We start from the raw sequence: 19,990 nt of genomic DNA on the forward strand, positions 1-19,990 counted from the left end.
GGCGATGGTGGTCGTCATCCGGAACGGCCGTCGGGCCGCGTTCGCCTCAGCGGGCGGTGGCTGCCGCACGCGCGGCGTCGAGGTCGGCGCGCGTCAGCACCGACCGCGTCTGGACGTCGACCTCGTGGAGGCGGTTGGCCCCGGGCTCGCTCCGGTCGATGGCGCACACGACGACCCCGACCGACGCGTCCCGCTCCCGCAGCGCCACGGCCGCGTTGCGCACGGCGCCGCCGGTGGTCACGACGTCCTCGACGAGGGTGACGCGTCGCCCGGCCACGTCCGGGCCCTCGGCGAGCTTGCGGGTGCCGTACGCCTTGGGCTCCTTGCGCACGAAGAGCGCCGGCAGCCCGGTCAGGCCGCTCAGCACCGTGACGATCGGGACGCCGCCGAGCTCGAGCCCGCCGAGCAGCTCGGTGTCCTCGGGCAGGAGCGGCACCATCGCCTCGGCGACGCGCCGCAGCAGGGCCGGGTCGCTCTCGAAGAGGTACTTGTCGAAGTACTCGTCGACGACGAGCCCCGACCGGAGGGTGAACTCGCCGTGGAGGCGGCACGTGGCGTCGATGTCGGAGGCGAGAGCGTGCACGTCGGTCGTCATGCCCGTCATCGTGCCAGCGTGGCGTCGGGCGCGGCCGCTGCAGGAACCTGCAGAAATGTGGCAAATCGCTGCGCCCCTGCACCTCGCCGGTGACACTCCTCTCCGTGAACCGCACCCTCCGCACCCAGCGCACCCGCATCGCCCTCGTCGTGGGCGGCGTCCTCGCACTCGTCGTGTCGGGACTGGCGAACGGCGGCGACGGGGCAGCCGAGGCGGCAGGGACCATGGGATCCTCCACCCCGATCCGCACCGTCAAGTCGCTGGCCAACGGCCAGACCGTCAAGACGTTCCGCTACCACACCCAGTCGCCCGACGAGATCGGCGACGTCTACTACAACCGCACGTGGGTCGGCACGAGCACCAAGCGGGCTGCGGTCATCGTCGTGCACGGCGGGTGGTGGCACAACGCCGACCGCGCCGCCGGGACCCGCGCCGCGCAGAAGTGGCTCGACTCCGGGTTCGTCGTCTTCAACATCGACTACCGCGTCGCGGCGGACCACGCCGCCTTCGCCGGTTCCGGTCGTGAGGGCACGGCCGTCCCCGGCGCGCGGTGGCCGGCGCAGCGCACCGACGTCGCGCTCGCCTACGACTGGTTCAAGGCCAACGCCGCCCAGTTCAACGTCGACCCCAGGCGCGTCGCCCTCTACGGCTTCAGCGCCGGCGGCCACCTCGTCAACTCGGCCTCCGGGTACTACGGCACGGCGCGGTTCCGCGCCTCGGCGTCGGTGTCGGGCATCCAGCAGCCGAAGCGCACCGCCGAGATCGTCATGAACCCTGCCGGTGGCGCCTCCTCGCCGATGCTCGTCAAGTCGTTCGGCTACATGACCTCGGCCATCGGGTGCTCGTACGAGCCGACGTGGAGCACCTGCGGCGCCAAGTGGAGGGACTTCCAGCCCGAGAGCTACTTCGGCGCGACGAAGCCGGCGATCTACGCCGCCAAGGGCACGGTCGACCCGGTCGAGCCGATCGCCGCCCTGCAGGCGACCGACACCCTGCTGACCAGGGCCGGTCAGCGACACCTGGTCGTCTCCGTGACGGGTCGGGGCCACGACGAGAACATCGTCCTGGGCACCGGCGCCGACGACGTGACGCGGTGGAAGCAGCTGCTCGCCTGGATGCGCTCGGTCACCGCCTGACGCGCCGGCCGGGCAGCGGCGTATCACCGGCGGCCGCCCGGCTCACTGTCTGGGATGAGCGATGATGTCGTGTTCGTCCACGGCACCCCGGTGCGGGTGCCGGACGGGGAGTGGCGCCGCGGCGACGGCCCGAGGGTCGTGGTGCGGTTCGGTGCGCCGGTCGACGCGCGGCTGCGGGCGGCCCTCGCCCGCGCCGGCGTGACGGTCCGGTTCTGGTGCCCGCCGTCGGGGGCGTGCGTCGACCTGCCCGACGCGTCGGGTGGCCTCGAGGACGCCGTGCCCGGTGCGGTGGGAGCGGTGCCCTACGACGCCGCCGCCTGCGCCCGCGAGGTCGTGCCGCCGTCGGTCGTCGGGCGCGACGTCGTCGACGTCGTCGTCTTCGCGCGGGCCGAGCGTGACGCCGTGGCCCGCCGCCTGAGGCGGGCCGGGCACACCGTCCTGGCGCAGGAGCGCAGCAAGCTGCGGGTGCGTCTCGCGCCCGGCTCCTCGCCCGCCGACATCGCGGGCGTCGTCGGGGTCAAGCTCGTCACGACGCCGCGGCTGCCGCACGTGCTCGACGACCCCCTCGATGCCGCGGTCGGGGCCACGGTGCCGCGCCACGACGGCCTCGACGGCAGCGGCGTCGTCGTCGGCGTCGTCGACACCGGCCTCGACTCCGGGCGGCTCGACGACCTCCACCCCGACCTGCGCGGCCGCGTCGCAAGCCTCGTCAGCCGCCCGATCGACGCCAGCTGGGACGCCGTCGCCGTGCACCCCGGCGCCGACGACGGCGCCGCCGACACCAACCGCGGCCACGGCACCTTCGTCACCGGGACGGTCGTCGGCACGGGCGCGGCGAGCCAGAGCGGCAAGCACGGCGTCGCACCCGGGGCCCGCGTCGTCATGCAGGCCATCGAGCAGTATGTCGACGCCAAACCGTTGCAGGAGAAGGCCTTTCCCGACGGCTACTACCTCGCAGGGCGGCCGCTCGACCTGCGCGACCTCTTCGAGTCCGCCGCCGGCCTCGGCGCGCGGATCCACGTCAACGCGTGGGGCGACGCCGTCGCCGGCGCCTACACCGACGACGCCCACGAGGTCGACCTCTTCCTGGCCGAGCACCCCGAGCACCTCGTCCTCTACGCGTCCGGCAACCTCGGCTCCGACCCCGACGCCGACCGCGCCCCCGAGGGCACGACGGTCTACTCGCCGGCCTGCGCCAAGAACGTCCTCGCCGTCGGCGCGACCGAGGGGCCGACGGTCGGGGTCGGAGAGCGTCGGGGCTGGGCCGCGTTCGAGAACGCGTCGCGCCGCTACCCCAACCCGGCCGACCGCGTCGACCCGGTGAGCGGCGAGCCCGACCGCATCGCCCTGCTCACCTCCACCGGCCCGACGCCGGACGGGCGTCGCAAGCCCGACCTCTGCGCGCCGGGCACCAACCTCGTCGGGCTGCGCAGCCTCGTCTCGTCCGACGTCGGCAACGGCATCGCGTCGCCGCAGCCGTACTACTGCTACCGGTCCGGCACGTCGATCGCCGTGGGTGTCCTCGGCGGCGGCGCCGCGCTGGTGCTGCAGGGGTGGCGCCTCGCCCGGCGTCGCCCGACCGGCCTGGGGCTCAAGGCGATCCTCATGATGGGCGCGGCGCCGGTGCTGCGTCGCGGCGGGGCGAGCGGGCAGCGCGAGGACCCGCAGGTGTGCGGGTGGGGGCGCCTCGACGTCGCCGGGTCGCTGTCCTCGGGGCCCGACCACGTCGCCTGGCTCGTCGACGCGGCGGCCGATGCCGTCGACACCGGCGGCCGACGGGGCTGGACGCTGCGCGTGCCTCCGGGCGGTGGCCCGGTCCGCGTCGCGCTCGCGTGGTACGACGCGCCCGACCCGCGTCTCGTCGACGACCTCGACCTCGTCGTCGCCACGCCCGACGGCACCGCGTGGTGGGGCAACCACCCCGACGGCGCCCCGGGCCGGCCCGACACCGTCCACACGGTCGAGGTCGTCGACCTCCCGACCGCGACCGACGGGCTGCACCGCATCGAGGTGGCCGGCAGCCGCGTCATGACCGGCCCGCGCCGCTTCGCCCTCGCGGTGCGCGCGCCGCGGGGCAGCCGGCTACGGCGCACATCGGGACGTATCACTCACACGCCGTCGTGACTCTGACCCCCATCGGGGGCACGGGTCCGCCCCCGTGACGGTCTGCCGAGGCAGACCGGCCACGCACAGAGTCAGGAGCCACATCATGGCTGACACGAAGACTGCGTCCCGCGCCCGCCGGTCCTCGGCACGTCGTCCCGCGACGGCGTCCAGGACGGCGAGCGCGGCGGCGCCCACCAACGGCGCGAACGGCTCGAACGGGTCGAGCAGCGCGCGGGCCGTCACCCGACGGGCGACGCGTCCCGTGGGCGGGGTCGTCCTCGACGACACCGTGCCCGCCGGGGCCGCGACGACGCCCGCCGAGCTCGGCGCCGACGTCACCGACGAGCTCGGTCGCGTCGCACCGACGTTCGGCAACGTCCTCTCCTCGATCGGCCTCGGCGTCGCGACGTCGCAGACCGCACTCGACAAGGGGCTCGTCGACAGCGTCCAGGCCTTGTCGGACAAGAAGATCAAGGTCGTCACCGACGTCATCCAGACGCTCGACGACGACGGCCTGCCCGACCTCGACGCCACCGAGCTCTTCACCTCCGAGGTGTCGGTGCTCAACTTCATCACCCCGACGGTGCACGAGTGGAAGTACGTGCGCCTCGCGATGGACCTCGAGGTCGGCGAGATCGACAACACGCAGGCCATGACGTTCAAGCGCGAGCAGGTCTCGATCGGCTACAACGCCGTCGGCATGTTCTGGGGCTTCCTCGGGTGGTTCGACACCCACGACACGTCGAAGACGACGAACGTCACGTCGAGCTCGGAGCAGGAGGTCGACTGGTCGCAGGGGCAGGTCCGCGTCGACGCGCTCCTCGCGCCGCGCGAGGCCGACGGGTTCACGCCGCCGGCCAACGTCGACATCGGCCCGCGCGTGTACTTCTCGCAGGGGTCGGTCACCGACGCGACGACCGCCGGCGTGCGGACGCGTTCGGTCAAGGTCCGCATCAAGGTGCTCAAGGCCTCCGGGGCCGTCAACCCGGCCAAGAACCTCGTCGTCGAGGCGACCGGCCTCGGCATCAGCTTCACGACCGGTGGCGGGTTCGACGGCAGCACCACCAACACCGACGGCGAGGTCGAGGTCACCCTCTCGCGCGTCGTCCCGGTCGGCGCCACCGTGACGCCTCGCCAGTTCCCGGTCACCGCCTCGCTGGGGCAGGTGCGCCAGAGCAGCCAGGTCACGCTCTGACGCGTCGCGCCGGAGCCCACCCACCACCGCGCGACTTCCGCGACTTCAAGGAGCAACCATGACCATCACACCGGTCGGGGCCGGAACGGCCCCGCTCGACATCCCCAACTCCGACGTGAGTGACGAGCTCGCCCGCGCCGGAACGTCCTTCGGCGACCTCATCGCCGGCGTCGGCCAGGCCGTCGCCACGACGCAGCGCAAGCTCAACGACACCGCCGTCACCACGACGACGGCGCTCGCCGAGACCACCGTCGACATCCTCGCGGTCCAGGAGACCGTGTACGACGACGACGGCAACATCGACGAGTCGGTGTCGCACGAGCAGCGCCTGCCGCTCATCACCTTCATCGACCCGGTGCTCTACCAGTGGAGCCAGGTGCGCCTGCAGGGCAGCTTCGTCGCGAGCGAGCTGTCGGCCGGCTCGTCGAGCACGACGACGACGTCGACGACGAGCGAGGGCTCCAGCCAGGGCGGCCTGTTCGTCTTCCTCGGCGGCGGTCGCACGTACCTCGACTACGACCGGACGACGACCTCGGGCACCAGCCAGGTGACCTCCGACGTCTCCCGCGGCCGCATCCGGATGTACTCGGAGCTGACGCCACGCCACGACATCGGCGTGCCGAAGCCGCGCCAGGCCGTGCAGGGTCCGCGCCTGGCCGTCAGCGCCGGCGAGATCATCGACATCCCGGCCGCCGGCGGCACGCCCGCGCAGCGGACCATGCAGGTGACGATCGAGTACTTCCGTCGCGACAGCACGCCCATCGCGGGCAAGACGATCTCGATCGAGACCTCCGGCGTGCCGTTCGAGTACGTCGGCGGGGTCGACCAGACCGATGCAGACGGCACGGTGGAGGTCCTGCTGCGGCGGACCTTCCTCGACGAGACGGCGGACCGCTCCCCGGTCGAGTCGATCGTGTCGGCCCGCATCGGCATCGTCTCCAACGACACGACCGTCGTCTTCTGACGGCCGCGACCGCCATGGGCAGCACCAGCCCGGCCGCGGAGCTCGGCGACCTCGTCGCCGGGCTCCTCGGCGCGGTCGTGTCGGCGCAGTCGACGATCGACGCCGACGCGCAGGCCCGCACGGACGCCTGGCTCAACGACCCGCCCGGCGACGTGCCGATCCCGCCGCCGCTGTGGTTCACCGTCGGCTCGACGGCCCTCGAGGTCCAGCTCGCCGCGCGGGTCTCGGCCACCCTTCCCGGACGCCCGAGCCTGCTCGTGCGCACGGCCAACCCGGTCGACGCGGCGCTGCTCGGCTACGAGGCGTCGACGCAGGTGCGCCTGCGGGTCGTCATGGACGCCCGCCCTCGCAGCGCCCTCCCGACCGCCCCACCTGCCGACCCTCCGGCCGACCCTCCGGCCGACGCCGACCCCACCCCCTGAAGGCCCCTGAACACCCTGACCCGTGGAGGACGATCCCCGTGAACGGCAAGACCGACCACATCACGCTGCCGCCCGGCGCGGCGACCCACCTCGGCACCGCGACCGCCGGCCCGCTGTCAGGAGCGGTGCTCGCCGGGGCGGTGCTGCGCCCCAGCACGGCGGTCATCCGCAACGACGGCGTGCTCGGCATCTTCCGCCCCGTCGACTCGGTCGAGGACGACAGCGACCGCAAGCTCGTCGAGGACCTCGCGGCCGAGGTGGCGCGGCTCCAGAAGGAGAACGACGCGCTGCGCTCGCAGGTCGCGGCGCTGCAGGGCCCGGGCCGGCACTACGACGAGCTCGGCACGGCGATCGCCAACGCCACCGACCAGCTGCAGCGTCAGCTGTCGGAGTCGGCCAACGGGGTCACCCGCTTCGCGCTGCGCGAGGTGCAGCTCGACACCAGGGTGAGCCTCGACCTCGACGAGCTGGGCAACCTGCGGTACCGCTTCCCGACGCCGGGTGCCCCCGAGGACGCGTCGGTGGGCCGGCTTGCGATGACGATCGTGCCGATCCCCGTCGAGAACGCCGAGGCGGCGTCGCTGCTGCGCCCGTCGGTGCCGCTCGAGACCCTGCCGTCCGTCGACGCCGCCGGACGCAAGGCGCTCGCCGCCGCCGGGCTGTTCCGCGCCGGTGATCTCGTCAGCGTCGGGTCGCGGGCCCGTGTCGCCACCGAGCTGCAGCGCCTGCTCGGCGTCGACCGCGCGACGCTGCGCACGTGGGTCAGCGAGGCCGAGCTCGTGACGCTGCCCGAGGCCACCGGCAAGCACGTGACGGTGCTGCGCGCGGCCGGCTTCGACTCCCTCGCCGCCGTCGGCACGGCGTCGGTCGAGGACCTCGTGGCGCGCTTCGACAAGGCCGCCGGCTCCGTGCCGGGTGCCAAGCCGCTCGACGCGGCGCTGGCCGAGCGTTGGGTCGCCGCGGCCGCCGCCTCCCGCCGCGCCTGAGGCGCCGCTACCGTCGGGGCCATGACCGCACCCGACAGCGTCGTCCGGCTCGTCCGGTCGACCGCGCTCACCGACACGGCGCCGTACGCGTACGCGGCGACGACGGACGGGCCGGCCCGCCTCGTCTTCGCCGCCGGCGCGTGCCCGCTCGACGCCGACGGGGCCACGGTGGCGCCCGGCGACATCGCGGCCCAGGCACGGCAGTGCCTCGAGAACCTCGTCACCGCACTCGCCGAGGCCGGTGCCCGTCTGACGGACGTCGTCTACACGCGGGTCCTCGTCGCGACGACCGTGCGCGAGGACCTCGTCACCGCCTGGGCGGTCGTCCACGACGCGTTCGGCGAGCACGAGGTGCCGAGCACCCTGCACGGCGTCACGGTGCTCGGCTACCCCGACCAGCTCGTCGAGATCGAGGCCGTGGCAGCCCTCCCTGCCGACTGAGCTCGGCCACTGAACCCCGGCCGCCGAGGTCAGAGGCACGAGGGCCTGAGCGGGAGGACGACCTGGCTGCTCTGCATTGCTCCGCCATGCGAGCCAGGTCGCTCTGAGTCCGCGGTGGCTCACTGGGTGGAGCAATGCAGAGCGCACGGACGGTCGGGCTCAGGCGGGCGGGTCGGGCTCGTGGGTCGTGACGATGTCGTGGGCCGCCGCCCACGCCGTGATGTCGCGCTTCTCGATCGCCGTGGCCATGAGGTCGGGGAACTTGTCGGGGGTGCAGGCGAATGCCGGCACGCCGACCGCCGCCAGCGCCGCGGCGTGCTCGGCGTCGAAGCTCGGGCTGCCCGAGTCGCTGAGGGCGAGCAGGGCCACCATCGTGGCGCCCGAGGCGACGATCGAGGACGCGCGGCGCACCATCTCCTCGGCGATGCCGCCCTCGTAGAGGTCGCTGATGAGGACCAGGACGGTGTCGGCCGGCTGCTCGATGAGCGACTCGCAGTAGGCGAGGGCCCGGTTGATGTCGGTGCCGCCGCCGAGCTGCACGCCGAAGAGCACGTCGACCGGGTCGTCGAGCTCGTCGGTGAGGTCGACGACCTGGGTGTCGAAGACGACGAGCCGTGTCTCGACCGACCGGAGCGAGGCGAGCACCGCGCCGAACACGCTCGAGTACACGACCGACTCGGCCATCGACCCGGACTGGTCGATGCAGAGGATGATCTGCCGCTCGACGCGGTGCGCCCGCCGCGCGTAGCCGACGAGCCGCTCGGGCACGACGGTGCGCAGGTCGGGCTGGTAGTGGCGCAGGTTCGCGGCGATGGTGCGGTTCCAGTCGATGTCGGAGTGGCGCGGGCGGCGGGTGCGGGCGGCCCGGTTGAGCGCCCCGGTGACCGCCTCGACGGTGCGCTGCCGCAGCCGCTCCTCGAGCTCGTCGGTGACGGTGCGCACGACGGCGCGGGCGGTGGCGCGCGACCGCTCCGGGATGACGCGGCCGAGCCCGACGAGTGTCGACACGAGGTTGATGTCGGGCTGCACGGCCTCCATGAGCTCGGGCTCGAGGAGCAGCTGGGTGAGGCCGAGGCGGTCCATGGCGTCGGCCTGCATCACCTGCACGACCGACGACGGGAAGTAGCCGCGGATGTCGCCGAGCCACCGCGCGACCCGCGGCGCCGACGCCCCGAGCCCACCCTTGCGCTGCCCGTCGTACAGCTCGCGCAGGGCCTCGTCGCGCTTGACGTCGTCGGCGTCGAGCGAGGCGGCCTCGCCGATGCCGTCGGCGTCCTCGCCGCCGAGGACGAGACGCCACCGTGTCAGCCGGTCCCGCCGCGTCGAGGGTCCTTGCGGCTCAGGATGTTCCGTCATCGGACGCCTCCGGTCTCGAGCCCGAGCAGGCGGGCGACGGTGGCGACCGCGGGCGCCGCGCGCTCGAGGTCGACCGACGCCGACGCGTCGTCCCTGTGAACGCGGGCGCCGGTGCCGAGCGCGCGCAGGTGCTGGCCGATGAGCCGACGCTCGGCGTTCTCGTACCGCGAGAAGGTGCGCCGCACGAGCGGCAGGAGGTCCTCGAAGACGGCGTCGGGCGCGCCCGTCAGCCACTCGTCGATGATCGCGAGGAGCGCGTCGTCCGTGACGAGGATCAGCGCCTCGCCGGTCAGGAACCCGTCGACCCAGGCCGCGGCCGCCGTGGCGTTCGCGCCGGTCGAGAGTCGCCGGCTCAGGCGGCCGGCGGCCTCGTCCCGTTCGAGGAGCCCGGCGTCGAGGAGCAGGCGGTTGGCCCGCCCGGCCACGGCGCCGTGGAGGTTCTCGTCGGCAGCGACCGAGGCGAGGGCGCGCTGCCACGGCTCGCGCAGGTCGGGCAGGTCGAGCAGGGCGACGCCGCGGTCGGCCGACTCGACGGCGGCGCGCATCGCGGCGGCCGCGTCGTCGTCGAGCGACGCGCAGGCCGCGCGCAGCCCGACCGATGCCCGGACGACGACGGTCCGCAGGACGTGCTCCACCTCGCCGACGTCGACGCCGCGCACGTCGCCGTAGCGGCACGTGCGGGCCAGCGGTTCGACGGTGTCGAGGAGGGCCCGGGTGTCGTGCTGGCGGGCCGTGCGGTCGGCCAGGGCCGCGACGACCGCGCGCAGCGCGTCGGGCAGCTCGGCCAGGAGGCACTGCTCGATGAGGGTGCCGAGGCGGCCGAGGTCGTCGGCGCTGCCGGCCTCGTCGGCGACCTTGGCCTCGGCAGCGCTCTGCACCGTGTTGCCCCAGAGGCTCGCCTCGACGACCGACACCGCCAGCTCGGGGTCCCACTCGAGCTGCCACGCCTCCTTGAAGGTGCCGGTCGACCGGCCGGCGTCGACCTGCTCGCCCCACGGCACGCCGAGCAGGCGCAGCCGGTGCAGGAGCACGGAGCGGGCCAGCTGGGCCTCGCGCCGCAGGTCGAGCTGCACGGTGGTGACCGACGCGGACGGCTTGAGCCGCAACGACTTCTGCTGCCGCGACAGGTCGGAGGCCAGCGGCACCATCGGCGTCGAGTCGGGCACCCGGCCCAGCTGCTCGCCGACGACGATGCGCCGGTCGACGAGCCGCAGCGGCAGGTCGGAGCCGTCGGTGAGCACGGCCTGCGCCGCGTCGGTCAGCTCGGCGAGCCCGACCGACGGACGGCCGCGGACCGCAGCGAGCGCGTCGGCCAGGCGGGTGGCCTCGACGACGGCTGCGGTGGAGGTGTCGAGGTCCTCCTCGCGCAGGGCCCGGGCGACGCGGACGAACCACGACGGCACGACGTCGTCGTCAGGCGTGACGAAGAGGTGCTGGTACCAGCCGGGGGAGCGGACCCCGGCGCCGTACCCGCTCGCGTACGCGAGGCGCGCGGCGGTCCACGGCGCCCACGTGGCCGCTACCTTGACCTTGGGCAGCTTGGCGAGCAGGGCGTTGTCGCGGGTGGCCGGCGGGAAGGTGTCCGGGTCGAGCACCGGCGCATGGAAGGCCCCGCACACGACGGCGACGCGCTCGCGGCCCGACTTGACCTCGCCGCGGATCACCTTGCGCATGAATGCCTCCCGACGCGCGTCGTCGCCGATCGTCGTGTCGCCCCGGACGCCGCGCATCGCCTCGCGCAGGAACCGGAAGTGCTCGAGCGAGGAGGTGCGGCGGTGCTCGACAGCGTCCTCCCACCAGCGCTCGGGATCGTCGTAGCCGGCGGCGCGGGCCAGGGTCGAGATCGGGTCGACGCGTTCGCGGACCACGCCCTGCGCCGGCCCGGGGGTGTCTTCGACGTCGGGCTCTTCGGCGTCAGTCGCGGGGGCGTCGGGGGCCGGTGCGTCGGCGAGGAAGTGCGCGGCGGGCAGGTCGGCGAACCGCACCGCGACGCCACGCGCCACGGCCCACTGCAGCGCCACCCACTCCGGCGAGAACACCGCGAACGGGTAGAACGCCGCGCGCCGCGGGTTGTCGACCGCGTAGACGAGGCCCGCCACGGGCGGCACGAGGTCGGGGTCGGCGACGAGCGGCACGAGCGCGTCGAGCTCGGGCGGCCCCTCGATGACGACCGAGTCGGGCTCGAGCTCGTCGAGGGCGCGCGCCACCGACCGGGCCGACCCGGGCCCGTGGTGGCGGATGCCGAGCACCTCGACGGTCATGCGCGCGAGGCCCGCTCAGCCGAGCTCGCGGCAGGCGCGGTAGAGGTCGGTCCACTCGCGACGGTCCTTGACGACGGTCTCGAGGTACTCCTGCCAGACGATGCGGTCCTGGACCGGGTCCTTGACGACGGCACCCACGAGGCCGGCCGCGACGTCCTCGGCCCGCACGACGCCGTCGCCGAAGTGTGCGGCGAGCGACAGGCCGTTCGTCATGACCGAGATCGCCTCGGCGGTCGAGAGCGTCGCCGACGGCGACTTGACCGTCGTGCGCTGGTCGGCCGTGACGCCGGAGCGCAGCTCGCGGAACACCTGCACGACCCGCTCGATCTCGGCGAGCGACTCGAGCTCGGCGGGCAGCTGGAGGCTGCGGCCGAGCGACGCGACGCGGGTGCGGACGATCTCGACCTCCTGGTCGATGGTGTCCGGCAGCGGCAGCACGACGGTGTTGAAGCGTCGCTTGAGCGCCGAGGACAGGTCGTTGACGCCCTTGTCGCGGTTGTTCGCCGTGGCGATGACGTTGAAGCCGGGCCGGGCCTGCACCTCGGAGTCGAGCTCGGGCACCGGCAGCGTCTTCTCCGACAGGATCGTGATGAGGGAGTCCTGCACGTCGGCCGGGATGCGCGTCAGCTCCTCGATGCGCACGAGGGCGCCGGTCTCCATGGCGCGCATGACCGGGCTCGGCACGAGGGCGCCGCGGGTCGGGCCCTCGGCGAGCAGCCGGGCGTAGTTCCAGCCGTAGCGCAGCGACTCCTCGGGCGTGCCCGCGGTGCCCTGCACGACGAGCGTCGACGCGCCGCTGATCGCCGCGGCGAGGTGCTCGCCGACCCACGTCTTGGCCGTGCCCGGCACGCCGAGCAGCAGCAGCGCGCGGTCGGTGGCGAGCGAGGCGACCGCGACCTCCATGAGCCGGCGCGACCCCAGGTACTTCGGCGCGATCTCGGTGCCGTCGGGCAGCGTGCCCCCGAGCAGGTACGTCGTGACGGCCCAGGGGGAGAGCCGCCAGCTCGGCGGCCGCGGACGGTCGTCGGCCGCGGCGAGCGCCGCCAGCTCGGACGCGTAGGCGTCCTCGGCGTGCGCGCGCAGGACGTCGGGGGTCGTCGCTTCGGTGGTGTCGGTCATCGGAACGCCTCGCTGATCGATCGCTTGACGGAGTGGAGCTGGAGCAGGTTGCGCAGGTGGGTCGCCAGGGCCCGGTCGCCGTCGCCGAGCGCGCGCTGCCAGCGCTCGAGGGCGTCGAGCGCGGCGGGGTGCAGACCCGCGACGAGGTGGGGCATCGCGTACGACACGAGGGTCGGCGCGGTGCGCGCCTGCCGCAGGCGGCCGACGAGGGCCACGCTGGTGTCGGGCGACCACGGCGCGTCGAGGGTCGCGATGGCCCCGACGACCTCGCCGACCTTGTCGCCGGACGCCCGGACCCGGTCGAGCACGACGGCCTCGCGCTCGGCGCGGGGGAGGGCCGGGACGAGTGCGGCGTCCCAGCCCCGGCGCAGCAGGGCTGCGGCCCAGACCGCGTCACGCCGGGCGACGACGGCGCGGCGCAGGCCGAGCAGGGCGTCGTCGTCGGTGATGCGGGAGAGGGTCGTGGCGACGTCGGCACCGGTGGTGTCGGTCCACACCTCGAGGGGCGCACCGGCGACGATCCGCTCGAGCCACCAGCCGCGCGCGGACCGGCGCGGCGGCTGCTTGCCGAGCCCGTCGCGGCGCCCGGCCACGTCGGGCTCGTCGGGCAGCGTCACCTCGAGCCCGCGACGCAGCATGCCGGTGGTGTGGACGAGGGGGCGGAGCCGCTCGCGCATCCGCGCCGCCCGCGCCGAACCCGGCAGCCCGTCGAGCAGCTCGGTGGCGACCTCCCGGACGCCGGCGGACCGGTCGTCGAGGGCGCGCTCGAGCAGCGGCTCGTCCGCCGGTCCGAGGCCGACGCGGAACGTCTCGAGGTGGGCGCGGCGGTCGCGGGCCGCGTCGGTGGCCCACGTCGACCCGACCAGGGCCCGGGCGGCGTCCGGGTCGCGGGCCCGCAGCGACGCGACGACCGGGACCCGCTCGGCCGACGGCAGGCGCGCCCAGTCGTCGGGGTCGACGTCGGGCTCGGCAGACACGTCGGCGCCGGCTGCGGCGTCGAGCACCCACGACCACTCGGGGCGCAGGGCGGCGAGCCAGAGCCCGCGCTCGTCGACGACCCGGGCCGCGACGCGTCGCAGCGACCGCTGCGCGGTGGCGAGGTCGAGGAGCGTCGGCAGCAGGGCGTGCGGCACGCGCTGGCCGCCGGCGTCGCACGCGCGCAGCCAGTGGGTCAGCAGGGCCGGGCGCTGCTGGGCGCCCGCCGGCGGCTGGGTCATGACGAGCTCGAGCAACTGCACGGCGAGCCGCGACGCCTCGGGGCGCACGTCGGGCGGCGCGGTCGGTGGGGTGTCGGCCGGGTGCGAAACCCGACCCGACTGGAGCGCTGCCGCGCCGAGCGCCGCCGCGTCGAGGAGGGCGCCCTCGCGCGGGCCGTCGGCGGCAGCGTCCGGTCGCCGCACGCCGAGCACGTCGAGCGGTGGTGCGCCGCGACGGGCCGTGCCGATGAGCGCGACGTTGCCGACCTCGCGCCACCAGGCGTCGAAGTCCCTTGTCACCGTGGGCTGCTCGTTCACAGCGCGACCACCTCGCCGCGCTGCACGATGGTGAGGGGGCGGAAGCGTCCGTGGTCGAGCTCGCCGAACACATCGGTGGGGTGGCCGCCGGTGCGCGCGAGCAGCGCCCAGACGTCGGCGTCGGGCGTGAGCCGGATGGCGGAGCCGCCGGGGTCCACCACCTGCTCGACGCCGACCCGGACGGCGGCCAGGCCCACCGGGACGCGCCGGGTCCACGGGTTGGCGGCCCACACCTGCGCCGCCCACTCGTGGGCGCCCTCGACGTCGACGCCACCGGGCAGGCTGCCCTCGGCGGGCACGGGGGCGGGCTCGTCGACGAAGAGGGCCCGCCGGACGCCACGCCCCGGGTACCGCGCGACGGTGGCCTCGAGGACCGACCCGGCGAGCCGCGCGACGGGGAGCGCCTGCATGCCGGCGGCGAAGTCGAGCACGACGACGGTCTCGCCGGACTCGGCGCCGCGTAGCCAGGTGCGCTGCTGCTGGAGGCGTCCGTCGTCGGTGCGGTGCGCGCCGAGGACCGTCCACCGGTCGCGGAGGGCGTCGCCGGCGCGGACGGTGTCGGTGGGGGTGGACCAGCCGAGGTAGGAGCGGAGGTCGCCGAGCTCGGCGGCGTCGAGGGCGTCGCGGCCGGCCCAGGCGCGGGTGGCGGTCCACCAGCGCCCGAGCGCGAGGAGGAGCCGCTCGGACCAGTCGGCGCGCCAGGCCACCTCGCTGCCGACGGTGCGGACGTCGTCGGCGATGCCGGGCAGCTGGGCGTCGACGAGCCGGGCCGCGGTGGTCTCCCACCACGCCTGCGGCTGGCGCCGGGCGGTCGCAGTGCCGCCGCGCACGAGGTCGCCGAGCCAGCGGGCGAAGTCGTCCATCCCGGCGCTCATGAGGGCCAGCCGCTCATCGAGCCGCCTGGCCTGCGCGTCGGGGTCGGGGGCCTTGTCGGCGCGCGCCTCGGCCCGGGCGTCGGCCGCGGCTCCCCGGGCGGCCCGCTCCGCCGCCCACTCCTCCGCGAACCCGGCCACCTCCTCGGCGTCGGCGACCGACCCCGACCCGTCGACCCACAGCAGGAGCAGGGCGAGCCCGTGCTTGCACGGGAACTTGCGGCTCGGGCACGAGCACCGGAACGCCGGCCCGGCGAGGTCGACGCTCACCTGGTACGGCGTCTTGCCCGAGCCCTGGCACTTGCCCCACACGAGCGTCTCGGTCGAGCCGGTGTCGCTCCACGGCCCCGGGCGCGCGAGCCTGCGGGCCGCCGCCAGCGACGCGTCGTCGGGGGCCAGCCCGGCCACCTGCGCCGGAGTCCATCGGGTCATGACGGGCACATCATGACCGAGAAGGCGGACAGTCGGGGGCGGTCCGCGCTCGACGCGTCGTGTCAGTCCTCGTGCAGGTCGAGGTCGACGAGCAGCTCGGTGGCGAGCCGCTCGAGGTCGGCGCGCAGGTCGGCGAGGTCCGTGGAGGCCGGCACCTCGACGACGACGTGGGCCTCGAAGAGCAGCCCGCCGGCCATCGGTGCCTCGCGGGTGCCGGTGGTGATCGTCTCGATGGAGAGGTCGTGGCGGCTCAGCACCGAGGACACCTCGCGGACGATGCCGGGGCGGTCGTTGCCGAGCAGGTGCAGCGTCAGGCGCCGCGCGGGCTCGGTGGACGTGGCGTCGGCGGACGCGTCGGCGCCCGGGTGGGCGGCCACCTCGAGCAGGCCGTCGAGCCCCCGGAGGGAGGTGGTCAGCTCCTCCCGGCGCGCGTCGGGCACGGTGACGACGACGATCCCGGCGAACTTGCCGGCGAGCTCGGCCATCTGGCCCTGCTCCCAGTTGCCGTCGTGCGCGGAGACGACGTCGGCCAGGGCCGACACGAGTCCGGCGCGGTCGTCGCCGATGACGGTGAGCACGAGACGGGCCATGACCGCAGCCTAGTCAGCGGCGGCGCCGTCGGGGAGGAGTGGCGTCTCGGTGGGGTCGGGCGGCAGCTCGACGGACATGTCGGGCGTCGGGTGGTCCTCCTCGACCTCACCGATGTGGATGATGGCGTCGCCGCGGTTGAGCAGCGGCGCGTGGGTGCGGCCGATGACGATGCCGGGCCGGTCGGCGCGCACGAGGCGGACGCGTCGACCGAAGGAGTCGGACAGTCCGCCGAGGCGGTCGCCGGGCTGCACGCGCTGCCCGAGCGTCGCCTCGAGCTGGAGGATGCCGCTGCCGGCGGCGCGCACCCAGCCGCTCGACCGGCACACGAGGCTCGGCGCGGGCGGCGGCTCGTCGATCGGGTCGATCATCCCGAGCCGGGCCAGCACCCGTCGCACACCGACGACGCCGGCCTCGATGGCCCACTCGTCGAACCGCCAGGACTCGCCGCCCTCGTAGAGCAGCACCGTCGACCCGCGCTCGCGGGCGGCCGCCCGCAGCGAGCCGTCGCGCAGCTTCGCGTGGTAGACGACGGGCGCGCCGAAGGCGGAGGAGAGCTCGAGGGTGCGGGGGTCGTCGAGGTCGGCGCGGATCTGCGGCAGGTTGCTGCGCCGGTCGGCGCCGGTGTGCAGGTCGATGCCGACGTCGCCCTTGGCGACGACCTCGGTCATGAGCAGGTGGGCGATGCGCCCGGCCAGCGACCCGCGCGCCGATCCGGGGAAGGCCCGGTTGAGGTCGCGGCGGTCGGGCAGGTACCGCTCACCGGTCTGGAAGCCGAGGACGTTGACGATCGGCACCGCGATGACGGTGCCGACCAGGGTGCGCGGGCGCAGCGAGGCGAGGACGCGGCGCACCACCTCGACGCCGACCACCTCGTCGCCGTGGATCGCCGCGGTCATCCACACGGTCGGGCCGTCGGTGCGGCCGTGGACGACGCGGACCGGCAGGCTGACCTCGGCCCCGGTGACGAGGCGCGTGATCGGCAGCCCGACCTCCCGCGTCGAGCCGGGCCGCACGCGGACGGCACCGATGGCGAACGACGGACGTGGCATCAGCGGCCCCGGTTCCTGCGTCGGACGGCGAGCGGGGGTCGCCCGCCGAGGTAGGAGCGTCCCGAGTCGACGAGGAAGCCCTGGCGCAGCGCCTCGCGGCCCACGAGCATCCGGAAGCCCATCTCGTCGCGGTCGGTCAGCGACACCTCGGCCGTCACGGTGCGGTCCACGAGGCCGATGTCGAGCAGGACGATGAACCGCTCCTCGGAGTGCCCCGACGACGAGCGGACCGAGCGCCGGTCGTGGACCGGACGCTCGACGACGGCCGCGTCGGCGTCGGAGCGCTGCCACGGGTGGATGGAGAACCGCACCCAGTCGCGGCCGTCGCGCTCGAAGAGGGCGACGTCGAACGCATGGATCGACGAGGACCGGGCGCCGGTGTCGAGCTTGGCCTTGACCCACTCGACATCGCACCCGGGCAGAGTCACCCATTCCCGCCAACCGGCGAGAGTGCTTGAATGTGGCGGCCCGGACATCCGACCATCCTTGCAGGCATCCCCCATGAAACTTGCGCTCCTCTCCCGCGCCCCGCGCGCCTACTCCACCCAGCGGCTCAAGACCGCTGCCCTGTCACGCGGCCACGAGGTCAAGGTGCTCAACACCTTGAGGTTCGCCATCGACCTGTCCGGCCCCGAGCCCGACCTGGTCTTCCGGGGCCGGCCGCTGTCCGACTACGACGCGATCCTCCCGCGCATCGGCAACTCGATCACGTACTTCGGCACCGCTGTCGTGCGCCAGTTCGAGCAGATGGACGTCTACACGCCCAACACGGCCAACGGCATCAGCAACGCGCGCGACAAGCTCCGGGCCACGCAGATCCTCTCGCGCCACGGAATCGGCATGCCGGCAACGACATTCGTGCGCAACCGCGCCGACGTGCGCCCCGCCATCGAGCGCGTCGGCGGCGCCCCGGTCGTCATCAAGCTGCTCGAGGGCACGCAGGGCATCGGCGTCATCCTCGCGCCGGAGATCAAGATCGCCGAGGCGATCATCGAGACCCTGCACAGCACGAAGCAGAACGTCCTCATCCAGAGCTTCGTCAAGGAGTCCAAGGGCCGCGACATCCGCGCCCTCGTCGTCGGCGACCGCGTCGTCGCCGCGATGCGGCGCAGCGCCGAGGGTGACGAGTTCCGCTCCAACGTCCACCGCGGCGGACGCGTCGAACCCGTCGAGCTGACAAAGGAGTTCGAGGAGACCGCGGTCCGCTCGGCGCAGATCATGGGCCTGCGCGTCGCCGGTGTCGACATGCTCGAGGGCAACGAGGGGCCGCTCGTCATGGAGGTCAACTCCTCGCCCGGGCTCGAGGGCATCGAGCGCGCGACGAAGCTCGACGTCGCAGGCGCGATCATCGACCACATCGCCAACCAGGTGGCCTTCCCCGAGATCGACGTGCGCCAGCGGCTCACGGTGTCGACGGGCTACGGCGTCGCCGAGCTGGTCGTGCACACCGGCGCCGACCTCGTCGGCAAGACGATCAGCGAGTCGGGTCTCGACGATCGCGACATCCAGGTGCTGACGCTGCACCGCGGCACCTCGGTGATCCCCAACCCGCGCCGTCGCACCGAGCTGCAGGCCGAGGACCGCCTGCTCTGCTTCGGCCGCCTCGAGGAGATGCGCTCGATGATCCCCGAGCGGCGACGCCGCCGCAGCAAGGTGCGTCGCCTGCCGAAGGAGCCCATGCTGGTCAGCCTGAGCGAAGCCCCGGCGCCTGTCGCACCTCCCGCGGCACCCGCAGCGCGCTGAGCGCCACGCCGAGCGCGACGAGCGCCAGCGTGACGACCGACGCCACGACGCCGGCCCAGCCGCGTCCGGACCACGCGTACCCGAGCAGCCAGCCGACGACGGCCGACCCGCTGTAGTAGGCGACGTTGTACAGCGCCGTGGCCTGGGCGCGTCCGGTCGTGGCTCGGGCGCCGACCCACGCCGACGCGGTGGCGTGGGCGGCGAAGAAGCCGGCCGTGAACACGAGCAGGCCGACCACGACGAGCACGAGCACGCCGGACAGCGTCACGACCGCGCCGGCGACCATCGTCACGGTGCCGCCGACGAGGACGGTGCGGCGACCGAAGCGGGGCACGAGGCGTCCGGTGAGCCGTGAGCTGACGGTGCCGGCCGCGTACGCGGCGAAGATGAGCGAGCCGAGCGTCGCCGGCAGCGCGAACTCGGGCCCCTCGAGCCGGAAGGCGAGGTAGTTGTAGACCGCGACGAAGCCGCCCATGAGCAGCGCGCCCTGGGCGTAGAGGGCGAGCAGCCACGGGTCGCGAAGGCTGGTGTGGACGCCGGCGAGCACGTCGCCCAGCGTGGCCCGGCCGGTGGGGGCCCAGCCCCGGGCGCGGGGCATCAGGCGCAGGAAGACCGCCGACGCCACGGCGCACAGGGCGGCGACGGCGAGCAGGGCGCCGCGCCAGCCGATGACGCCGGCGAGCGGCCCGGCGACGAGGCGCCCGGTCATGCCGCCGATCGTCGTGCCGGAGATGTAGGCGGCCGCGGCGGCCGCCGTGTGGGACGCGTGGACCTCGTCGTGCAGGTAGGTGACGGCCAGTGCGGGCAGGCCGCCGAGTGCCATCCCCTCCACGAGCCGCAGGCCGAGCAGCGTCGGCAGGTTCGGGGCGAGGGCGACGGCGACTCCGAGCACCGTGGAAGCGATGATCGCCACCTGCATGGCGCGCAGCCGTCCGACCCGGTCGGCGACCCACGACCACGGCAGCACCGCGAGGGCGACGCCGAGCGTCGCGACCGACACCGACAGCGCGGCCTCCGCGGGGTCGACCCCGAGCCCGCGGGCGAGCGTGGGGAGCAGGCCCTGCGGCGAGTACAGCTGGGCGAAGGTCGCGATGCCCGCGGCGCCGAGCCCGACGAGGATGCGCCGGTACTCGCGGCTCTCCGGCAGGTGGCCGTCCCAGAGGGTCTGGGGGCGGGTCGTCGTCATGACCTCGACGCTAGGAGTCCGC

At 74.4% G+C, this 19,990-nt stretch carries 18 protein-coding genes; 8 read left to right on the forward strand and 10 right to left on the reverse strand.

The window, feature by feature from the left end:
• Positions 1-46 precede the first annotated feature (46 nt).
• Positions 47-595, reverse strand: a complete 549-nt coding sequence (gene pyrE / locus RY076_RS17480) for an orotate phosphoribosyltransferase (protein WP_323100326.1) — start codon at positions 593-595, stop codon at positions 47-49.
• Positions 596-699: 104 nt separating this feature from the next.
• Here pyrE and RY076_RS17485 point away from each other — a divergent pair, with 104 nt between their 5' ends.
• From RY076_RS17485 to RY076_RS17515, 7 genes are all read left to right on the forward strand, one after another.
• On the forward strand, positions 700-1,731 hold the full coding sequence (locus tag RY076_RS17485; protein WP_323100328.1) for an alpha/beta hydrolase: 1,032 nt from the start codon (positions 700-702) through the stop codon (positions 1,729-1,731).
• A 54-nt stretch (positions 1,732-1,785) separates the two neighbouring features.
• Positions 1,786-3,855 carry a S8 family serine peptidase gene (locus RY076_RS17490; RefSeq protein ID WP_323100330.1) on the forward strand — a complete coding sequence of 690 codons (2,070 nt, stop codon included), beginning with the start codon at positions 1,786-1,788 and terminating at the stop codon, positions 3,853-3,855.
• 85 nt (positions 3,856-3,940) lie between these two features.
• Entirely contained in the window at positions 3,941-5,032 is a 1,092-nt protein-coding gene (locus RY076_RS17495; RefSeq protein ID WP_323100332.1) for a hypothetical protein, read from the forward strand.
• A 58-nt stretch (positions 5,033-5,090) separates the two neighbouring features.
• The gene (locus RY076_RS17500; protein ID WP_323100333.1) at positions 5,091-5,996 is read left to right on the forward strand and encodes a hypothetical protein; all 906 of its coding nucleotides are present in this window, start codon (positions 5,091-5,093) and stop codon (positions 5,994-5,996) included.
• Between the two features lie 14 nt (positions 5,997-6,010).
• The gene (locus RY076_RS17505) at positions 6,011-6,418 is read left to right on the forward strand and encodes a hypothetical protein (protein ID WP_323100334.1); all 408 of its coding nucleotides are present in this window, start codon (positions 6,011-6,013) and stop codon (positions 6,416-6,418) included.
• 38 nt (positions 6,419-6,456) lie between these two features.
• Complete coding sequence (locus tag RY076_RS17510) at positions 6,457-7,404, forward strand: DUF4332 domain-containing protein (protein WP_323100335.1); 948 nt, start codon at positions 6,457-6,459, stop codon at positions 7,402-7,404.
• Between the two features lie 21 nt (positions 7,405-7,425).
• Complete coding sequence (locus RY076_RS17515) at positions 7,426-7,845, forward strand: RidA family protein (protein ID WP_323100336.1); 420 nt, start codon at positions 7,426-7,428, stop codon at positions 7,843-7,845.
• A 159-nt stretch (positions 7,846-8,004) separates the two neighbouring features.
• On the opposite strand, the gene RY076_RS17520 is transcribed toward RY076_RS17515, so the two are convergent.
• The 8 genes from RY076_RS17520 to RY076_RS17555 form a co-directional block, all read right to left on the reverse strand.
• Complete coding sequence (locus RY076_RS17520) at positions 8,005-9,201, reverse strand: VWA domain-containing protein (protein ID WP_323100337.1); 1,197 nt, start codon at positions 9,199-9,201, stop codon at positions 8,005-8,007.
• Entirely contained in the window at positions 9,198-11,462 is a 2,265-nt protein-coding gene (locus RY076_RS17525) for a DUF5682 family protein (protein WP_323100339.1), read from the reverse strand. Before RY076_RS17525 ends, RY076_RS17520 begins: the two co-directional genes overlap by 4 nt.
• Positions 11,463-11,477: 15 nt before the next feature.
• A complete protein-coding gene (locus RY076_RS17530; RefSeq protein WP_323100341.1) occupies positions 11,478-12,581 on the reverse strand; it encodes an ATP-binding protein in 1,104 nt (367 codons plus the stop codon).
• Entirely contained in the window at positions 12,578-14,095 is a 1,518-nt protein-coding gene (locus RY076_RS17535) for a DUF5691 domain-containing protein (protein WP_323100343.1), read from the reverse strand. Before RY076_RS17535 ends, RY076_RS17530 begins: the two co-directional genes overlap by 4 nt.
• Positions 14,092-15,399, reverse strand: a complete 1,308-nt coding sequence (locus RY076_RS17540) for an SWIM zinc finger family protein (RefSeq protein WP_323100344.1) — start codon at positions 15,397-15,399, stop codon at positions 14,092-14,094. The genes RY076_RS17535 and RY076_RS17540 overlap by 4 nt, the downstream gene beginning before the upstream one ends.
• Positions 15,400-15,461: 62 nt before the next feature.
• Complete coding sequence (locus tag RY076_RS17545; protein WP_323100345.1) at positions 15,462-15,989, reverse strand: glycine cleavage system transcriptional repressor; 528 nt, start codon at positions 15,987-15,989, stop codon at positions 15,462-15,464.
• A gap of 9 nt (positions 15,990-15,998) precedes the next feature.
• Complete coding sequence (locus RY076_RS17550) at positions 15,999-17,039, reverse strand: succinylglutamate desuccinylase/aspartoacylase family protein (protein WP_323100347.1); 1,041 nt, start codon at positions 17,037-17,039, stop codon at positions 15,999-16,001.
• The gene (locus RY076_RS17555) at positions 17,039-17,515 is read right to left on the reverse strand and encodes an ATP-dependent zinc protease family protein (protein ID WP_323100349.1); all 477 of its coding nucleotides are present in this window, start codon (positions 17,513-17,515) and stop codon (positions 17,039-17,041) included. Before RY076_RS17555 ends, RY076_RS17550 begins: the two co-directional genes overlap by 1 nt.
• A gap of 25 nt (positions 17,516-17,540) precedes the next feature.
• On the opposite strand from RY076_RS17555, the gene RY076_RS17560 reads away from it, so the two are divergent.
• Complete coding sequence (locus RY076_RS17560) at positions 17,541-18,782, forward strand: RimK family alpha-L-glutamate ligase (protein WP_323100351.1); 1,242 nt, start codon at positions 17,541-17,543, stop codon at positions 18,780-18,782.
• Here RY076_RS17560 and RY076_RS17565 read toward each other — a convergent pair.
• A complete protein-coding gene (locus RY076_RS17565; RefSeq protein ID WP_323100353.1) occupies positions 18,724-19,968 on the reverse strand; it encodes an MFS transporter in 1,245 nt (414 codons plus the stop codon). The two genes, RY076_RS17560 and RY076_RS17565, sit on opposite strands and share 59 nt — an antisense overlap.
• Positions 19,969-19,990: the final 22 nt, after the last annotated feature.

This window comes from Intrasporangium zincisolvens, from assembly GCF_034724055.1.
In the GTDB taxonomy this organism is placed as follows: domain Bacteria; phylum Actinomycetota; class Actinomycetes; order Actinomycetales; family Dermatophilaceae; genus Monashia; species Monashia zincisolvens.

Coding starts and splice junctions, on each gene's coding strand:
- RY076_RS17500 (WP_323100333.1), top strand. CDS start 5,091: ATGACCATCACACCGGTCGGGGCCGGAACGGCCCCGCTCGACATCCCC.
- RY076_RS17525 (WP_323100339.1), bottom strand. CDS start 11,462: ATGACCGTCGAGGTGCTCGGCATCCGCCACCACGGGCCCGGGTCGGCC.
- pyrE (WP_323100326.1), bottom strand. CDS start 595: ATGACGACCGACGTGCACGCTCTCGCCTCCGACATCGACGCCACGTGC.
- RY076_RS17505 (WP_323100334.1), top strand. CDS start 6,011: ATGGGCAGCACCAGCCCGGCCGCGGAGCTCGGCGACCTCGTCGCCGGG.
- RY076_RS17540 (WP_323100344.1), bottom strand. CDS start 15,399: ATGACCCGATGGACTCCGGCGCAGGTGGCCGGGCTGGCCCCCGACGAC.
- RY076_RS17550 (WP_323100347.1), bottom strand. CDS start 17,039: ATGCCACGTCCGTCGTTCGCCATCGGTGCCGTCCGCGTGCGGCCCGGC.
- RY076_RS17520 (WP_323100337.1), bottom strand. CDS start 9,201: ATGACGGAACATCCTGAGCCGCAAGGACCCTCGACGCGGCGGGACCGG.
- RY076_RS17515 (WP_323100336.1), top strand. CDS start 7,426: ATGACCGCACCCGACAGCGTCGTCCGGCTCGTCCGGTCGACCGCGCTC.
- RY076_RS17530 (WP_323100341.1), bottom strand. CDS start 12,581: ATGACCGACACCACCGAAGCGACGACCCCCGACGTCCTGCGCGCGCAC.
- RY076_RS17560 (WP_323100351.1), top strand. CDS start 17,541: ATGAAACTTGCGCTCCTCTCCCGCGCCCCGCGCGCCTACTCCACCCAG.
- RY076_RS17565 (WP_323100353.1), bottom strand. CDS start 19,968: ATGACGACGACCCGCCCCCAGACCCTCTGGGACGGCCACCTGCCGGAG.
- RY076_RS17495 (WP_323100332.1), top strand. CDS start 3,941: ATGGCTGACACGAAGACTGCGTCCCGCGCCCGCCGGTCCTCGGCACGT.
- RY076_RS17490 (WP_323100330.1), top strand. CDS start 1,786: ATGAGCGATGATGTCGTGTTCGTCCACGGCACCCCGGTGCGGGTGCCG.
- RY076_RS17555 (WP_323100349.1), bottom strand. CDS start 17,515: ATGTCCGGGCCGCCACATTCAAGCACTCTCGCCGGTTGGCGGGAATGG.
- RY076_RS17545 (WP_323100345.1), bottom strand. CDS start 15,989: ATGGCCCGTCTCGTGCTCACCGTCATCGGCGACGACCGCGCCGGACTC.